This is a genomic window from Streptomyces sp. NPDC093600 (assembly GCF_044764755.1).
Taxonomy (GTDB): Bacteria; Actinomycetota; Actinomycetes; order Streptomycetales; family Streptomycetaceae; genus Streptomyces.
The window spans coordinates 316,958-332,403 of sequence record NZ_JBIWIU010000006.1; the positions used below are offsets into that span (position 1 = coordinate 316,958).

Here is a 15,446-nt window from a genome sequence, read left to right on the forward strand (position 1 = left end):
CGTCAGCGCACCCGTACCGCGACGATGCTGGTGTCGTCGTCCGTGTCCCCCGCGGCCGCGCTCAACAGCCGTTCCACCAGCTCGTCCAGGGAGTGGCGACTCAGCCGTTCGGCCTCCGCGACGAGCAGTGCGAGTCCCTCGTCGAGGCCGTCGTGGCGCCGTTCGATCAGCCCGTCCGTGTACAGCAGCAGCGTGTCGCCCGCTTTCAGCCTGGCGTGCCGCTCCTCGTACTCGTACGCCGGCACCGCGCCCAGCAGGACGTCGTGCGGGGGGTCGAGCAGCCGCGCCTTCCCGTCCCGGATCAGCAGCGGCGGCAGATGCCCGGCGCTCGACCAGACGATGCCGTGGTCGGCGGGGTCGTACAGCGCGCAGACGGCCGTGGCGGTGGGGTGGCCGCTGGTGTGCAGGGTGACCTCGTTGAGCCAGCGCATCAGGCAGCGGGGGGAGTTGCCGGTGAAGGCGAGCCCCCGCTGGGCGTTGCGGAGCGCCACCATGCCGTTGACGGACGTGATGCCGTGGCCGGCGATGTCGCCGACCGCCACCAGGACCTTTCCGCTCGGCAGCGGGAGGACGTCGTACCAGTCGCCGCCGACGCGGTACTCCTCCGCCGCCGGCCGGTAGCGGGCCGCCGCCAGCAGACCGGGCAGCTCCTGCAGATCGGCGACCTCGGGCACGATGGCCTGCTGCAGCTGCAGGGCCAGTTGGTGCCGGATCTCCGCACGGCCCTGTACGGCCGTCAGATGGTCGAAGGTCGCGTTGAGCGCCACCTCCGTCCGGCGGCTCGCGGACACGTCCTGGTACACCCCGGCGATCCCGCTCACGGCCCGCCCGTCGAGCAGCGGTTCGGCCGCCACCCGCACATGGCGTACGGTCCCGTCGTCCAGCAGGATCCGCAGCACCGTCTGCGCCCCCGTGCGCCGCTCGGTGAGGGTCTTGAGCAGCCCGGTCAGCGCCACGCCGTCCTCCGGGTGCACCCGGCCGCGCAGCCCGAGCAGGGGTACGGGCTTCTCGGCGCGGGCCATGCCGAAGATCGCGTACGCCTGTTCCGACCAGATGGTCTCCCCGCCGGTGAGGCTGTCCTGGAACGTGGCCACGCTCTGCAGACGGGCGACCGCCCGCCCGGTCGCGAGACCCGCGTCGCTCGCCGTGTGCCACAGCACCACCGTCCGCTCGGGACCGGCCGGCAGCACCCGTACGTCGAACAGGTGCGGCGAGCCCCCTTCGGAGAAGTCCGACAGGGGCAGCAGTGCCGCTCGTTGCATCCGCGCGCTGCGGTGGGCGCGGCGCGCGAGATGGGCGAGATCGGTGTGGATCCCGGGCAGGGCGAGGGCGAGGGAGCGGTCCTCGGGAGGGGGAGCGGCCCCCAGCGCCTCCACGGCCTCCTCGTTGAGGTGCTCGATCGTGGGAGCCGTCGACGACGGCGGCGTGTGCAGCAGCATCGCCGGATGGACCAGCGCGTCCAGGACGTCGGCGAGTACGGGGGTGGCCGGCGGCGCCGCCTCGGCCGCGTCCAGGACGGTGCCCGCCACGTCCATGAGGCCCATCAGCGCCCGCTTCACCGGGGGGTCGAGGCTCTGCGGCCCGGGCCAGCAGACCAGGGCGAGGCCGACCGTCGCCCCGCGCAGGCGCAGGGGGAGCAGCGCCCGGGCGGCGCGCGGTCCGGAGCCGGGCAGCACGACGTCGTCGCGCCCCGACTCCAGCCAGGCGGCGGACCCGTCCGCGAGGACCTCGTGGAAGAGGGCCGGTCCCGCCGGGGGGATCCACTGCCAGAACGCCGCCTCGGCCGCGCTCACACCGGCGTGTCCGGCGAGCCGCAGACAGCCCGAGTCGACGCAGCGCCAGAGCCACAGACTCTCCGCTCCGAAAGGCGACAGGCCGCCTTCCAGCAGGGTCCGGGCCGCTTCGCCGACGGTGTCGGCGGTCTCGGCGGCCGCCACCGTGCGGCGGGCACGGCGGGCGTCGACGACATGGTCCGCGAGGGCTCGGGACGCGCCGTCGTCCGGCGGGTTCTCCGGCGCCGTCACTCCGGCTCCGGACACCACCGGAGGGTGCGGCGACGGTCCCGCGACGGCGTTGACGACGTCCGCGGCGAGGTCCTCGACCGCAAGACCGGTGGCGTGGGCCAGGGCGTCGAGGTGGGCGGCCGCGTCGGCGGGCGAGGCGCCGAGCTGGGCGGCGAGGACGCCGGTGGCCAGGTCCAGAAGGTGCCGGCGGGTGAGTTCGGCGCGCAGTCGGCGGTTCTCCGCGCGGAGGCGGCCGGTGCTGTCCTGGCCGGACCGAGCCTTGTCGGCCCCTGGAGGTGTCGCCGCGGGCGTCGTCGTCACGGCTCCTCCGTCCCTGCACCGCACGGTCGTCCGGAATCATCGTGTCCGCTCAGGATTCTACCCGCGAGGGGTGATTGTCAGATTGTGTGGGGAGGGTGACCGGGGGCCGGGATGTGTCTGAACGGTGCTTCTCCGGGTAGTCGCCGCTGCAGAACGGATGAGGATCGCCGGAGCTCCGCCTCCCGCGCACCGGCCCGGCCCGGACCTCCATCCGCGGAGACGACGGACCCGGACCGGACGGCGAGGACCCGAGGAGGTGTCGGCGATGGAGGAGGTACGGCTCTCACCGCGCGAACGGCGCATCCTGGCCGAGATCGAACGGGAGCTGGGGCGAGAGTGGAGACCAGAGCCGGGAGAGGACGCGTCACCGGAACGGCCGCCGGAGCGCGGACCGCGGACCACGCGGCGCGGGAGCGGGCAGCCGGCCGGCACCCACCGTCGTGACGGACGTGACCGTCGTGGCCAACGTGACGGAAGTGACCGGCGGGACCGCCGTGACCGCATGGCCGCCGTGGGCACCGCACTGTCGGGGGCCCTCGCCCTCACCCTTCTGGTCTCCGCGGTCGTGACCGGGGCGCCGGTCCTGGTCTGGGCGTTCGCTGCGGTGTGGGGCGTCACGCTGGTCTGCCTGCTGCGCCTGGTGATCCACTGGTCGACGAAGACGAGGACGAGAACATGAGCAGTGTGACCGAGACGGCCACCGGGAACGCGGATCCGGCCATGACCGCGCCCGGGCTGCCCGCCGCCCGCGGCGACGTGTCCGAGGCGGTGCTGGTGTATCTGCGCGGCGACGCCGACCGGCTCCCCGACGCCGCCGCGACCGCACGCCTCGACCCGTACGGCGAGGACCTCCACCTCGCCCTCCACCTCTGCTACGAACTTCACTACCGCGGCTTCCCCGGGGTGGCGGACGAGCTGGAGTGGGACCCTCGTCTGCTGGAGCTGAGGGCCCGTCTGGAGGCGGTCTTCCACACGGCCCTGCGGGAGGAGTGCGGCACCACCGACGACGTCGAGGAGGCGCTCGGCGAGATCCTCGTCGAGCCGGTGGGCGGCACCGGCGCCTCGCACTTCCTCGTGGAACGGGGTGAACTCTGGCAGTTGCGGGAGTACGCGGCGCTGCGCTCGGTCTACCACCTCAAGGAGGCCGATCCCCACGCCTGGGTCATCCCGCGGTTGCGGGGGCGTGCCAAGGCGTCCATGGTGGCGGTGGAGTACGACGAGTTCGGCTGCGGTCGAGCGGAACGGATGCACGCGCGTCTGTTCGCGGAACTCATGGCCGACCTCGGACTGGACACGACGTACGGTCGCTATGTCGACGCCGCCGGGGCCCGGACCCTGGCGACCGTCAACCTCATGTCGCTGTTCGGCCTGCACCGCGCCCTGCGCGGAGCTCTCGTCGGTCACTTCGCGGCGGTCGAGATCACCTCGTCGCCCGGCTCCTCCCGGCTCGCACTCGCCCTCGAACGGGCGGGGGCGGGGCCCGCGGCGGTCCGCTTCTACGAGGAACACGTGGAGGCGGACGCCGTCCACGAGCAGCTGGTACGCCGCGAGGTCGTCGACGGCCTCCTCGAGGACGAGCCGGAGCTCGCGGCGGACATCGCCTTCGGGATCCGCGCCACCGGCCTGCTGGAGGACCGGCTGGGCGACGCCCTGGTCGACGCCTGGTCCGAGGGAAAGTCGGCACTCCGTCAACCGCTGGACGCGTGAACCTCGGCGCGTGAAAGCGGGCGAAAAGGGCAAATGTGTCGTGGGGTCCGCCGGATCGACGGCGCGGCTCCACGAACCGACGCAGACCGACGGCAGACCGACGACAGACCGACGACAGACCGCTCATGCAGCTCATGCACGGTGGAAAGGAACGGACGATGCCTCGCGGATCGAGTCCGAAGCGGGAACGGCAGTACGAACACATCAAGGAGAGCGCCCAGGACCGGGGCGCGAGCAAGAAGCGTGCGGAGGAGATGGCCGCCCGCACGGTCAACAAGGAACGCGCCCGCTCGGGCGAGTCCAAGACCGCCAGCAAGACGTCCACCGAGGACATGTCGTCCTCCCGGCGGGGCGGGAAGCGCTCGCACAGCGGGTCGGAGGGACCGACCTACGACCAGCTGTACGCCGAGGCCCAGAAGAAGAACGTCCACGGCCGCTCCTCCATGAACAAGGAGCAGTTGAAGCGCTCGCTCGGCAAGTGACCCACCGGCCGCCGGGACGTCTCCCCGCGTGACCCGTACGAGAGCGCCGCGCCCCGGCCACCGCCGGCGCGCGGCGCTCTCGTACGGCCGTCACGCCCCGCCGTCGTCCCGTCCGGTCGACCGGCGCCGCCACAGCCACAGGGAGAGCGCCGCTCCGAGGGACGAGCCCACCAGCGCGAGCGGGAGCCCGGCCCACGGACCGGAGGGTACGGCCTCCGGGGGCACGGTGTTCGCCGCCGCGGCGACCGCCGCGTCCCTCGGCGCCGCTTCGGCTTTCGCCGGTTCGGGCGCCGCGGCCGCCCGCGCCGGCGCGGGCGGCCCTGAGGGCTCCCCGCCCGGTGCCTTCGGTGCTCCCGCCGCCGGGCCCGCCTGCTGGGCCTCACCGGCCGGCCCCGCCTTCAGCGGCTCGGGCCGCAGGGAGCCCACCGGATGGACCCGGCCCGCCGCGGCGAATCCCCAGTCCAGCAGGGCACGAGCCTCTTCGTAGACGGCGAGCCCGCCGCCCGACCGGGGATTCATCACCGACACCACCAGCGTCCGCGAGCCCCTGCGCGCGGCGGCGATCAAGGTGTTGCCCGCGCCGCTGGTGTAGCCGTTCTTGACCCCGATGATCCCCGGATAGCGCGCCACACCGTTCGCCCCGGTCAGCAGCCGGTTGGTGTTGCGGATGCCGTACGACCAGGACCCCGCCGGAAACCGGGCGTAGGGGGTCGAGCAGTACCGGATGAACGCCGGGTCCCGCAGCCCGGCACGGCCGAAGACCGCCAGATCGTACGCGGACGACACCTGCCCCGGAGCGTCGTAGCCGTCGGGCGACACCACGCGCGTGTCGTACGCCCCCAGGGCCCGCGCCTTCACCTGCATCTGGCGGGCCATGGAAGCCCATCCGCCGTTCATCGCCGCCAGCACATGGACCGCGTCGTTGCCCGAGCTGAGGAAGACGCCGTTCCAGAGGTCCGACACCTTGTACGTGTATCCGGCCCGCACCCCGACGAGGCTGCTGCCCGGTCCGATGCCGGTCAGCTCGGACTCCGCGACGGTGTGCAGCCGATCGTGGTCGAGGCGCGGCAGCGCCGTCACGGCGAACAGGGCCTTGAGGGTACTGGCCGGGGGCAGCCGCCGGTGGGCGTCGCGCGCCGCGAGCACCTCGCCGGTGGCGACGTCGGCGACCAGCCATGACCGCGCGGAGACGGAGGACGGGAGGGCGGGCGCGCCCGGCAGTGGCTCGACCTGGGTCCCGTTGAGATGGAGACGGGCCGCGTCGATGAAACGGGCGACGGGAGGCGTGGGTTCGGTGACGGAGGAAGCCGTGGCCGAGGGGGCCGGCAGCACGAGCAGCAGCGCCGCGGTACCGGCGGCGGCATGACGGACAGCTGACGTGACGATCATTCAGCCACCGTAGGAAGCGGCGGCCGTACCCGCAGATCGAAGTGCGCCGACCGGCGTACGGCCGGAGCCGGACGGCCCCGGCGCAGGGACGGGCGTCGACGGCTCCGACGCGGGGGCCGGGCGTACGGGAGGGGCGGCCGCGCGTGTACGGGAGGGGGCGGGCCGGACGGGCACCGGAGGGGCGGCGGCGCGTGCAGGAGGGGTGCGAAGTGCGCGCGCCGCAGGGGCGGGGCGAGTGGGGTCACGGGGTGTCAGTGGGGCAGGGCATGCTGGTGACGTGGCATCACTCCCGTACCAGAGCAACCCGGTTCCGGCGGAGCCCGGCGCACCGCGCGCCTCCGGCGTCGCCGGTCCGCCCGGCGTGCCCTTCGGAGGGCCCGCGCCCCGGGCCGCCGACCGGCAGCCCCGGCCCGCCCCCGTCGGCCACATGATCGTCTGCGGTGACGACGTGCTGGCCCACCGGCTCGCGGGCGAGCTCCACGACGTCTACGGCGAACGGATCACCCTGCTCGTCCCCACTCCCAGGGAGCCCGAGCGGCAGGCCCCCGGCCGGCAGGGCCTCGCCCAGGCGCTCTTCGGCCGGGTGACGGCGGCCGTCATCCGCGGCACCGTGGGCGAACAGCGCGGCGCCACCCCCGGCCGCTCCATCCGGGTGGTGGAGACGGCCGAGGTGGACGACACGGTGCTCCTTGAGGCGGGCGTGGAGCAGGCGGCGGCCCTCGCCCTCGTGCACGACGACGACGAGACCAACATCCGTGCCGCGCTCGCCGCCCGGCGTCTCAACCCCCGGCTGCGTCTGGTCATCCGCCTGTACAACCGCAAGCTCGGCCAGCATCTGGAGACCCTGCTCGACCAGGCCGCGGCCGTCGCCGAGCCCTGCCTGGATCCCAAGCTCCTCGACGCCACGACCACCGTCCTCTCCGACGCCGACACCGCGGCCCCGGCGCTCGCCGCCACCGCCGTCGCCGGCACCAGCAAGGTCGTCCAGGCCGGTGGCCTGCTCCTGCACGCCGTCGAACGGCCCCCGTCCACCGACGGGCAGGCCGCCGACCCGGGGCTGTGCACGCTCGCCCTGCTGTCGGCGACCACCAACGACCCGGCCGGCTGCGAGGGCTCGGAGCACAGCGGCGACGAGGGCCCGCGGCTCCTGCCCGACGACCGGGCCGTCGCGGCGGCCCCCGGCCGCGGCACGGTCGCCCTCGAAGCGATCAGCTACGCCGGTCCCACCCTGTCCGCGAACCGGTTCGGCGCCTCCGCCCTGCCCGTCGCCTCGCTCTTCTCGCGACGGCTGCGCTGGTCCCTGGCGGGCGTGGCGGCCGCCGTCGGCGGCATCGCCCTCGCCACCTGGCTCACCACCGGTGACCATCCCCTGCACGCCGCCTATCTGACGCTCCTGGACATCTTCGCGATCGGCGAGCCCGCCGTCGGCGAGGCGACCAGCCGCCAGGTGCTGCAGATCCTCGCCGGGTTCGTGGGGCTGCTCCTGCTGCCCGTCCTGATCGCCGCGCTCCTCGAAGCCCTCGGCACGTTCCGCACGGCGACCTCGCTGCGCCGCCCGCCGCGCACCCTCTCCGGCCATGTGGTGCTCCTGGGGCTCGGCAAGGTCGGTACGCGTGTTCTGGCGCGGCTGCGCCGACTGGACATCCCCGTCGTCTGCGTGGAGTCCGATCCGGAGGCGCGCGGCATCGCGCTGGCCCGCCGGCTGCGTGTGCCGACGGTCATCGGGGACGTCACCGAGGAGGGCGTCCTCGAAGCCGCGCGCGTCCACCGCGCCCATGCTCTGCTCGCCCTGACCAGCATCGACATCACCAACCTGGAGGCCGCGCTCTACGCCCGCTCGGTCAAACCCGACCTGCGTGTCGCCCTGCGCCTGTACGACGACGACTTCGCCACCGCCGTCCACCGCACCCTGCGCACGGCCCACCCGGACGCCCTCACCCGCAGCCGCAGCGTCTCGCACCTGGCCGCACCGGCGTTCGCGGGCGCGATGATGGGCCGCCAGATCCTGGGCGCCATCCCGGTCGAGCGCCGGGTCCTGCTCTTCGCGGCCGTGGAGGTGGCGGACAACCCCCTCCTCGCGGACCGCACGGTCGCCGAAGCGTTCCGCCCCGGCGCCTGGCGGGTCATCGCCCTCGCCACCGGCTCCGCGCCCCTCGGGCGCCCGGGCGCCGGCCTCCTCTGGCAGCTCGATCCCAGCCGGATGCTGGCGCCCGGCGACCGGGTGGTGGTCGCCGCCACCCGGCGCGGCCTCGCCGAACTCCTCGGCAGGCGCCCGCGGCAGCCCGTACCGGACGCCGCGGGCGGAGCCTGACCGCGCCCTTCGGCGGCCCCACGCCGCACGTCCTCGCTAAGGGAGCCTGCCCCTGTCCGCCGCGGGGGAGGCGCGCAGGGACGAGACCAGGTGGAGCAGATGCGCCTCGTTGCCGGAGAGGCCGGCGGCCCGCAGCGCCTCGTCCGCCTCCGCCATGGGGTGGGTGAGCATCGCCCCGGCGTACGGAGCGAGGCGAGGGTCGGTCAGGACCGCCTGGGTGGACTCCAGCAGACGAAGGTACGCCTGGGCGGCGGCGCGTTCACGGGCGGTGATCGTGGTCATGTCGGGCTCCCTCTCGACAGGTTGGCGCCTCCCACCCTCTCCTACGGGTCTGACAATCGGCTTCGGGCTTCCTCCCGCCCCTCCAGGTGCGAGGCGAGGCGGTCGAGGAAGACCCGCTGGCCCGAGACGAGAAGCGGAGCGGCCGCCACGGGCGTGAACCAGCCGACCCGGTCGATCTCCGGGAACTCCCGCATGACGCCCGAGCCGCGCGGCCACTCCATGGTGAACGTGCCAGGCACGATCCGGGTCGGGTCGAGATCCGCCTCGACCGCCCAGACCGTGACGGTCTTTCCGTTCGCCTGGCGCGCCTCTCCGAGCGCGATCGGTTCACCGTCGGGCGCCGGCAGGCCGAGCTCCTCCTCGAACTCGCGCCGGGCGGCCGCCTCGGGCGTCTCCCCGTGGCCGTACTCGCCCTTCGGGATCGACCAGGCGGACACGTCCTTCGACGACCAGAACGGTCCGCCCATATGGCCGATGAGGACCTCGATCCCCCCGTCCGCGGTTCTGCGGAACAGAAGGAGCCCAGCGCTGCGCTTGTCCGGCATGCCGTCCAGTGTGGCCGAGCGGGTCAGATCCCGCAGCTGCTCGCCGACCAGTAGCGCGAGGCCCTGGTGTCGACGTGCGCGTGGTCACCGTGGCCCGGGTAGCCGGGCCCGAGGATCCCGTTGAAGCCGTGGTTGCGGGCCTGCTTGGCCAGGGTGCACAAGGAGGGCGAGCCGGTCAGGTCGATGCCGTCGCCGTACAGATGCCGGCTGTCGGACGAGCCGCCGACCGCCGAGTTGCAGGCGTACGAGCGGAAGCCGCTGCTCACGGAGATCGGTACGTCGCCGAGCGCGTGGCGCATCGCCTCCAGTTTCCACATCGCGCGCAGGGCGTTGGACTTGGCGGTGGCCGCGCTGACGGCGCCGCCGGAGAAGTCGCTGTTGCACTTGTTGAGCTCGGCGTAGGTGAAGTGGATGGGCGTGCAGTCGGCGTCCTGGAGCGCGTACAGCTTGGAGAAGGTCGAGGGGCCGGCGACGCCGTCCGCGGTGAGTCCGTACGCCTGCTGGAAGCGGGTCACGGCGGCTTTGGTGGCCGGGCCGTAGGCGCCGTCGACGGCGAGCACGGCACCGTACCCGGGGTAGCCGACCACCCGGATCTGAAGCTGGGTCACATCCGGCCCGGACATGCCGGAGGAGAGGGTGCGGCCCCAGGTGTAGCACTCGTCGGCATGCGCCGTACCGGATGTGGCGACCGTGCCCGCGAGGGCGGCGACCACCAGCAGGACCATGGAGAGCAGCGATCTGAGCGTGCGCCGGACCATGACACCTCCGTGTCGGAAGACGGAATTCCTGTCATGAGCATGAGGTTGCCGGGGGAGTGGGGTCAACGGCGCGGCACATATGCCACAGGACCAGGCCTCTGACGCTACGGACGGATCAGGGCCTCTGACGCAAGACACCCCCTACGGACCGGAGCTCACCACCACCGGTCCGCCCGCCGGATCCACCTCGCGCGTCCAAGCCGAGGACAGGAGCACCGAACGCCACGGCCAGACCCGGCCCTCCAGGGTCACGCGGTGCAGCGACCGGCCGTCCTGGGCGACGCACACGACGGGCCGGTTCAGCGGGGTGTCCGTACGCAGCAGGAAGGGCCGCCCGGGAGACCCGTCGGTGATCCGGTTCGGCACCACCCACCGCAGCGGCCGCTCGACCACCATCCGTACGCCGTCCTCGGGCCATGGATCACCGGCCAGCCGGCGCAGTACCGCCTCCGCCGCGGCGAGTCCCTCGGCGGCGGCCGTCCCCGCCGACTCGACGCCCCGCAGGGCGTTGCCCGCGGCGAACACCCCCGCCGCCGTGGTGCGGAGGGAACCGTCGACGGCGGGGCCTCGGGTGCCCGCGTCCAGCGACACCCCACCGGACCGCGCCAGTTCGTGGTCGGGGATCCAGTCCCCGGTGAACACCACGGTGTCGCAGCGGATCGTCCCCGCGCGCCCGTCGCCGCGCAGCACCCGCACGCCCGCGAGGCGGCCCCGGCCGAGCAGCTCCGTCACCGTGGCCCCCGTCAGCAGCGGAGGGGGTGTGGCGCCGGACACGGCGGCGAAACGGCGCGGCCCGCGCCCCTCCTCCGTCACCATCGCCGCCACCTCGAGACCCGCCCGGCGCAGCGCCCGTACCGCGTGGTGGGCGACCGGCTCGGCGCCGACGACCACCGCCCGCCGGCCGAGCCGCTCCCCGCGCACGCCGTACCGCACCAGCGACCACTGCAGCTCCCCGGTGGTGAGGATCCCCGCCGGCCGCGACCCCGGCACAAGCCGCGCACTCCTCGGGCGTTCCCGCGCGCCGGTCGCCAGCACGACCGCGCGCGCCGTGATCGTCTCCAGGCCGCTGGAGGCGGTGACGTCCAGCGTGAGCGGCCCGGCCCAGCCGGTGGCCATCACACCGGTACGCACCACGGCCCCGGCCCGTACCGCCGCCGCGACCGCGCGGCGCGCGTACGCAGGTCCGTCCACCGGGCGGCGTCGCCCGGTGGCGCCGAAGCCGTCGTGGGCGCAGTGGCGCGGTACCCCGCCGGCCTCCTCGTCCCGTTCCAGGACCTCGATCCGGCCCGCGCCCGCCGCCGCGAGCCGGGCGGCCGCGGCGAGCCCTGCGGGCCCCGCGCCGACGACGAGCACATCGACCGACCGGGCCACGGAGAAGTTCCCCGACCGGGCCTCGGACAGGTTCGGCGAGCGGTGCGCGGCGGAGTCCGCCGGGCGGCCCACGGCGGGATTCACGGCCTCGCCTCCTCGAACATCGCCCGTACCGTCGCCCCGCAGGAGAAGCCCTGGCAGCGCCCGCCGCGCGCCCGGGTCCGCCGGCGCAGTCCGTCGAGCGTGGACGGCGGGATCGTCGACGCGAGCGCGTCCCGGATCTCCCCTCGGGTCACGCGTTCGCAGGGGCACACGATCGACCCGAACTCCGGGTCCCGCGCGATCAGTTCCGCGTCCCGGTACGGGCGGGGGAACGCCTCGCCCAGGTTCGGCATCCGGACCGGGGCGAGCGTGCGCGCCGCCCCGAGCTCCAGCCCCTCCTCCGCGAGCAGCTCCACGACATGGGCGGCGAGGGCGAGGGAGGCCGTGAGGCCGGTGGAGCGGATGCCCCCGACCGTGACGTACCGGAGCCCGGGGTGCGCCGTCACCTGGAAGTCGTCGTGCTCGGTGGCGGCACGCAGACCGGCGTAGACGGCGGTGACCTCCTCGTCCAGGAGGGCGGGCAGGATCCGGCGGCCCTGGGCGCGCAGCGAACTCAGGCCCTCGGCCGTCGAGCCGGTGGCCGTCTTGTCGTCCAGGTCCTCGGCCGTCGGCCCGAGCATCACGTTCCCGTAGACCGTGGGCGCCACCAGGACACCCTTGCCGAGCCGGCCCGGCACGGGCAGCAGGATGTGCCGGACCAGGCCGCGCGCGAACTTGTCGAAGACGATCAGCTGTCCGCGCCGGGGTGTCACGGTGAAGTCGCGTCGGTCGAAGTGCGCGTCGAACTCGTCCGCGTGGAGGCCGCAGGCGTTGACGACGTACCGGGCGCGCAGCACCCCGCGCCGGGTGATCAACCGGTGCGGCGCTCCCGGACGGGCTTTCTCGACCGGGCAGTCGAGATGCAGGTCCACCCCGGAGCGGACCGCCTGCGTGGCGTACGCGAGCGTGGTCGTCCAGGGACAGATGACCGACTCCCCGGGCACCTCCAGCGCGCCCAGCGCTCCGGCGCCCAAGTGAGGCTCCCGCGAACGGAGTTCGTCGGCGCCGATCAGCCGGGTCGTGCGGTGGCCGTTGCGCACCGCCTTCTCGGCGAGGTGGGGGAGCGCCGCCCACTGCTCCTCGTCCCAGGCGACGAGCAGCGCCCCGAGGGGCTCGACGGGGATGCCGGTCTCCTCGGCGTACGCGCCGAGCCTGTGCCACCCGTCCCGTACCAGACGCGCCTCCAGCGAGCCGGGCACGGCGTCGAAACCGGTGTGCAGGATCGCGGTGTTGGCCTTCGACGTGCCGTCGCCGACATCACCGGACGCCTCGACGAGCGCGACCCGCAGCGAGTGGCGGGCCAGTTCACGTGCCAGCGCGCAGCCGACCACTCCGGCGCCGACGACGGCGACGTCGTACGCGGCCCCGGGCGCCGAGGTGTCCGGCAGCACCCCCGTGCGCGTCACCACTCCCCGCGCCACCGCTTCGCCCGTCCCAGCCTCCCGCTTCATGCGCGCGACGCTCCCGGGGAGCCGTCGAGGAGCGAGGTCACGGCGGTACGGAACCGGCCCATGCGTTCGCTCGCCTCCGTGCCGTTGATCCGGGGCTCGTACACGGCCGACGGTTTCCACTCCGGTACGGCCTCGTGGACCGCGAGCGCGGGATCGTGACCGAGCCGCGCGACCGCTGCCACGCCGAGCGCGGTCGCGTCCGGCAACGCCGACACCTCGACCGGCAGTTGAAGAAGGTCTGCCTGGGTCTGCATGAGCAGCGCGGACCGCGTGAGCCCGCCGTCCACCCGCAGCGTGGTCAGCGGTGTGCCGAGCCCGGCCGCCGCCGCTCCCGCGAGCTCCACCACCTGTGCGGCGATCCCCTCGCACAGGGCGCGCACCAGATGCCCGGCGGTCGTGTCCAGGCCCAGTCCGTGCAGTGAGCCGCGCACGTCCCCGCGCCACCACGGCGCGGCGAGCCCGGCCAGGGCCGGTACGAAGGTGACGCCACCGGTGTCCGGCACCGTTCCGCCCACGGCGTCGAGGTCCTCCGCGCCGGACAGCACTCCCAGGTCGGTCAGCCAGCGCACGGCCGACGCCGCCGTGTACACCTGCCCGTCCAGGCAGTAACTCGTCCGGCCCGCCAGCCGCCACGCCACACAGCTCACCAGCCCCGCGTCGCCCCGGCGCGGGACCGGGCCGGTCTGGGCGAGCAGGAAAGCCCCGGTGCCGTACGTGCACTTGGCGGCGCCCGGCTCGGTCACCCGCTGGGCGAGGAGCGCCGCCTGCTGGTCCACGAGCAGGCCGGTGAGCGGCAGCGCCGGACCGAAGGCGGTGGTCGTGCCGACCGGAGTGTCCGAGTCCACCACCCGGGGCAGCCGTTCCCCGCCCAGACGGTAGACGTCGAGGGCGGGGCCGGACCAGGCCGCCGTGTCCAGATCGAGGAGTCCGGTGCGGCCGGCGGTGGCGGTGTCGGTGACGAACTCACCCGTGAGACGGTGCACGAGCCAGGCGTCGCTGGTCGTGACCACACCGGCGCCGGTGAGGTGGCGACGGATCCAGGCCATCTTGGGCGCGGCGAAATAGGGGTCGAGCGGCAGTCCGGTCCACTTCTTCAACTCCTCCGCGTGTACGGAGAGTTCCTCGCAGAGCGTGGCGGCCCTGCGGTCCTGCCAGACCAGGGCGTCGGTCAGCGGCTCACCGTCGGCCGGGTCCCAGGCGAGGACGGTCTCTCCCTGGTTGGCCAGGCCCACCGCCACGACCGGGGTGCCCGCCCGGGCCAGGGCCGCGCGCCCGGCGGCGACGACGGAGTCGTACAGCTCCTGTGGATCGACCTCGACCAGGCCGCCCGGCAGATACCGGGGCCGTACGGGCGCCGATCCCGTGCCGATGACCCCGCGCTCGGGACAGACGACGAGCGCCTTGGTCCCCGAGGTGCCCTGGTCGACGGCGAGCACCGGCCCCGTCATCGTCGTACTCCCGTCCTTGAACCCGCGAACCGCGTCGACCTGCCAGAGTGATCGACAAAGCGGAAAGCCTGGTGCACCCCACGGCGACGCGTCAAGCCGTCACGGCACGGACCGCCTCCCTTCTTCTCCGTCGCTGACTCAATGTCAAATTCGGTCAGTGGCGGAATAGTTACGATCAGGAGCGAAAGTGGATCGCGATCGTCCAACGGGCTCTATAGTGATCGCCGATCAACGGCCGGGACGCCCGCCGGGGACTGACCACCCCTCCACCCCCACCGAGGAACCATGTCGCCCACAGCACCTCCCGCTCCGTGAGGGGCGGACAGGGTTTCCGGCCCGTCTACCACCCGGCGGGCCATGACCACGCCCTGCGCAACGCCGTCCAGGACGTGCGGACGGGCCGCTGGCTGTCGATGGCCCGGCTGCTCGACGAGACGTCCGACTGGTCCGCCTGGACACGGCGCACCCAGGTCCTCGCCGCCGTCGCCGCCGGCACCGACGTCGTCCACGCCTGGCGCGCCGAGCAGCCGGACAGCGCGGCCGCCGTCGTCATGCACACGCGGGTCGCCGTGGAACGCGCCGTACGGGCCCATCGCGCCGCCCACCCCCGCACCGGTGAACTGTGGCGGACGGCATGGGACGCCTGCCGGTCCGCCGCCGAACGGTCACCCGCCGACCCGGTGCCGTGGATCTGCCTGCTCGCCCTCGCCCCGCTGGACGGACAGCAGGACAGGGAGGAGTACCGGGCGGAGCCGCCCGCCGCCGTACTCCCGCCCGGACCGTGGGGACTCCTCGCCGAGACCGAGAAGCGCGACCCGTACAACCGGGAGGCGCACCACCGCATGCTCCAGTTCTTCTACGCGCGAGGGCGCGGGCCGCTCTCCGAAGCCCTGAACTACGCGCGGTGGGCGGCTTCGACGGCTCCCGTCGGCTCCGCCCTCCACGCCCTCCCGCTCTACGTCCGGGTCGAGCGCTACCGGCGCGAGAGCGGCCACGAGCGCGCGCTCGACCTGCACTGGGTCGCCGAGGACGCCGTCCGGGAGGCCAGGGGCGCCCTGGACAGCTGGTTCCTCTTCTGCGCCACCACCGAGGCGTCCCCCCTCGATCTGAACCACCTGGCCCACGCGCTCTTCGGCGCTCAGCACTTCGACGACGCCGCCCGGGTCTTCGAGGCCATGGGGCCGTACTACACGGTGCTGCCCTGGGCGTACCGCACGGCGCGCCCCGACGACCGGGCCCTCGCCGAGGAGGTCTTCCTGCGCGCCCGCGCCCGCTGCCTCGCCCACTGACCCGCTCT

Annotated in this window: 13 protein-coding genes; 5 read left to right on the forward strand and 8 right to left on the reverse strand. The window is 74.1% G+C overall.

What is annotated here, in order from left to right:
* Positions 1 to 2: 2 nt before the first annotated feature.
* Entirely contained in the window at positions 3 to 2,324 is a 2,322-nt protein-coding gene (locus ACIRB4_RS18055) for a PP2C family protein-serine/threonine phosphatase (RefSeq protein WP_403292301.1), read from the reverse strand.
* A gap of 511 nt (positions 2,325 to 2,835) precedes the next feature.
* Here ACIRB4_RS18055 and ACIRB4_RS18060 point away from each other — a divergent pair.
* The 3 genes from ACIRB4_RS18060 (at position 2,836) to ACIRB4_RS18070 (ending at position 4,513) form a co-directional block, all read left to right on the forward strand.
* A complete protein-coding gene (locus ACIRB4_RS18060; protein WP_403292303.1) occupies positions 2,836 to 3,003 on the forward strand; it encodes a hypothetical protein in 168 nt (55 codons plus the stop codon).
* Complete coding sequence (locus ACIRB4_RS18065; protein ID WP_403292304.1) at positions 3,000 to 4,031, forward strand: iron-containing redox enzyme family protein; 1,032 nt, start codon at positions 3,000 to 3,002, stop codon at positions 4,029 to 4,031. Before ACIRB4_RS18060 ends, ACIRB4_RS18065 begins: the two co-directional genes overlap by 4 nt.
* 158 nt (positions 4,032 to 4,189) lie before the next feature.
* Complete coding sequence (locus tag ACIRB4_RS18070) at positions 4,190 to 4,513, forward strand: plasmid stabilization protein (RefSeq protein ID WP_403292306.1); 324 nt, start codon at positions 4,190 to 4,192, stop codon at positions 4,511 to 4,513.
* A gap of 90 nt (positions 4,514 to 4,603) precedes the next feature.
* Here ACIRB4_RS18070 and ACIRB4_RS18075 read toward each other — a convergent pair whose 3' ends face one another.
* The gene (locus ACIRB4_RS18075) at positions 4,604 to 5,902 is read right to left on the reverse strand and encodes a D-alanyl-D-alanine carboxypeptidase family protein (RefSeq protein ID WP_403292308.1); all 1,299 of its coding nucleotides are present in this window, start codon (positions 5,900 to 5,902) and stop codon (positions 4,604 to 4,606) included.
* A gap of 427 nt (positions 5,903 to 6,329) precedes the next feature.
* Here ACIRB4_RS18075 and ACIRB4_RS18080 point away from each other — a divergent pair, with 427 nt between their 5' ends.
* Positions 6,330 to 8,213, forward strand: coding sequence for an NAD-binding protein (locus ACIRB4_RS18080; RefSeq protein ID WP_403292422.1), 1,884 nt, complete (start codon positions 6,330 to 6,332; stop codon positions 8,211 to 8,213).
* Positions 8,214 to 8,249: 36 nt separating this feature from the next.
* Here the strand turns inward: ACIRB4_RS18080 and ACIRB4_RS18085 are convergent, their stop codons facing one another.
* From ACIRB4_RS18085 to ACIRB4_RS18110, 6 genes are all read right to left on the reverse strand, one after another.
* Positions 8,250 to 8,495, reverse strand: a complete 246-nt coding sequence (locus tag ACIRB4_RS18085; RefSeq protein ID WP_403292309.1) for a hypothetical protein — start codon at positions 8,493 to 8,495, stop codon at positions 8,250 to 8,252.
* Positions 8,496 to 8,536: 41 nt separating this feature from the next.
* Complete coding sequence (locus tag ACIRB4_RS18090) at positions 8,537 to 9,040, reverse strand: NUDIX domain-containing protein (RefSeq protein WP_403292311.1); 504 nt, start codon at positions 9,038 to 9,040, stop codon at positions 8,537 to 8,539.
* A gap of 23 nt (positions 9,041 to 9,063) precedes the next feature.
* Positions 9,064 to 9,798, reverse strand: a complete 735-nt coding sequence (locus ACIRB4_RS18095) for a D-Ala-D-Ala carboxypeptidase family metallohydrolase (protein WP_403292313.1) — start codon at positions 9,796 to 9,798, stop codon at positions 9,064 to 9,066.
* 141 nt (positions 9,799 to 9,939) lie between these two features.
* The gene (locus ACIRB4_RS18100; RefSeq protein ID WP_403292423.1) at positions 9,940 to 11,169 is read right to left on the reverse strand and encodes an FAD-dependent oxidoreductase; all 1,230 of its coding nucleotides are present in this window, start codon (positions 11,167 to 11,169) and stop codon (positions 9,940 to 9,942) included.
* 80 nt (positions 11,170 to 11,249) lie between these two features.
* Entirely contained in the window at positions 11,250 to 12,701 is a 1,452-nt protein-coding gene (locus tag ACIRB4_RS18105) for an FAD-dependent oxidoreductase (protein ID WP_403292315.1), read from the reverse strand.
* The gene (locus tag ACIRB4_RS18110) at positions 12,698 to 14,149 is read right to left on the reverse strand and encodes an FGGY family carbohydrate kinase (protein ID WP_403292317.1); all 1,452 of its coding nucleotides are present in this window, start codon (positions 14,147 to 14,149) and stop codon (positions 12,698 to 12,700) included. The genes ACIRB4_RS18105 and ACIRB4_RS18110 overlap by 4 nt, the downstream gene beginning before the upstream one ends.
* A 311-nt stretch (positions 14,150 to 14,460) precedes the next feature.
* On the opposite strand from ACIRB4_RS18110, the gene ACIRB4_RS18115 reads away from it, so the two are divergent.
* Positions 14,461 to 15,438, forward strand: coding sequence for a hypothetical protein (locus ACIRB4_RS18115; RefSeq protein ID WP_403292319.1), 978 nt, complete (start codon positions 14,461 to 14,463; stop codon positions 15,436 to 15,438).
* Positions 15,439 to 15,446 lie beyond the last annotated feature (8 nt).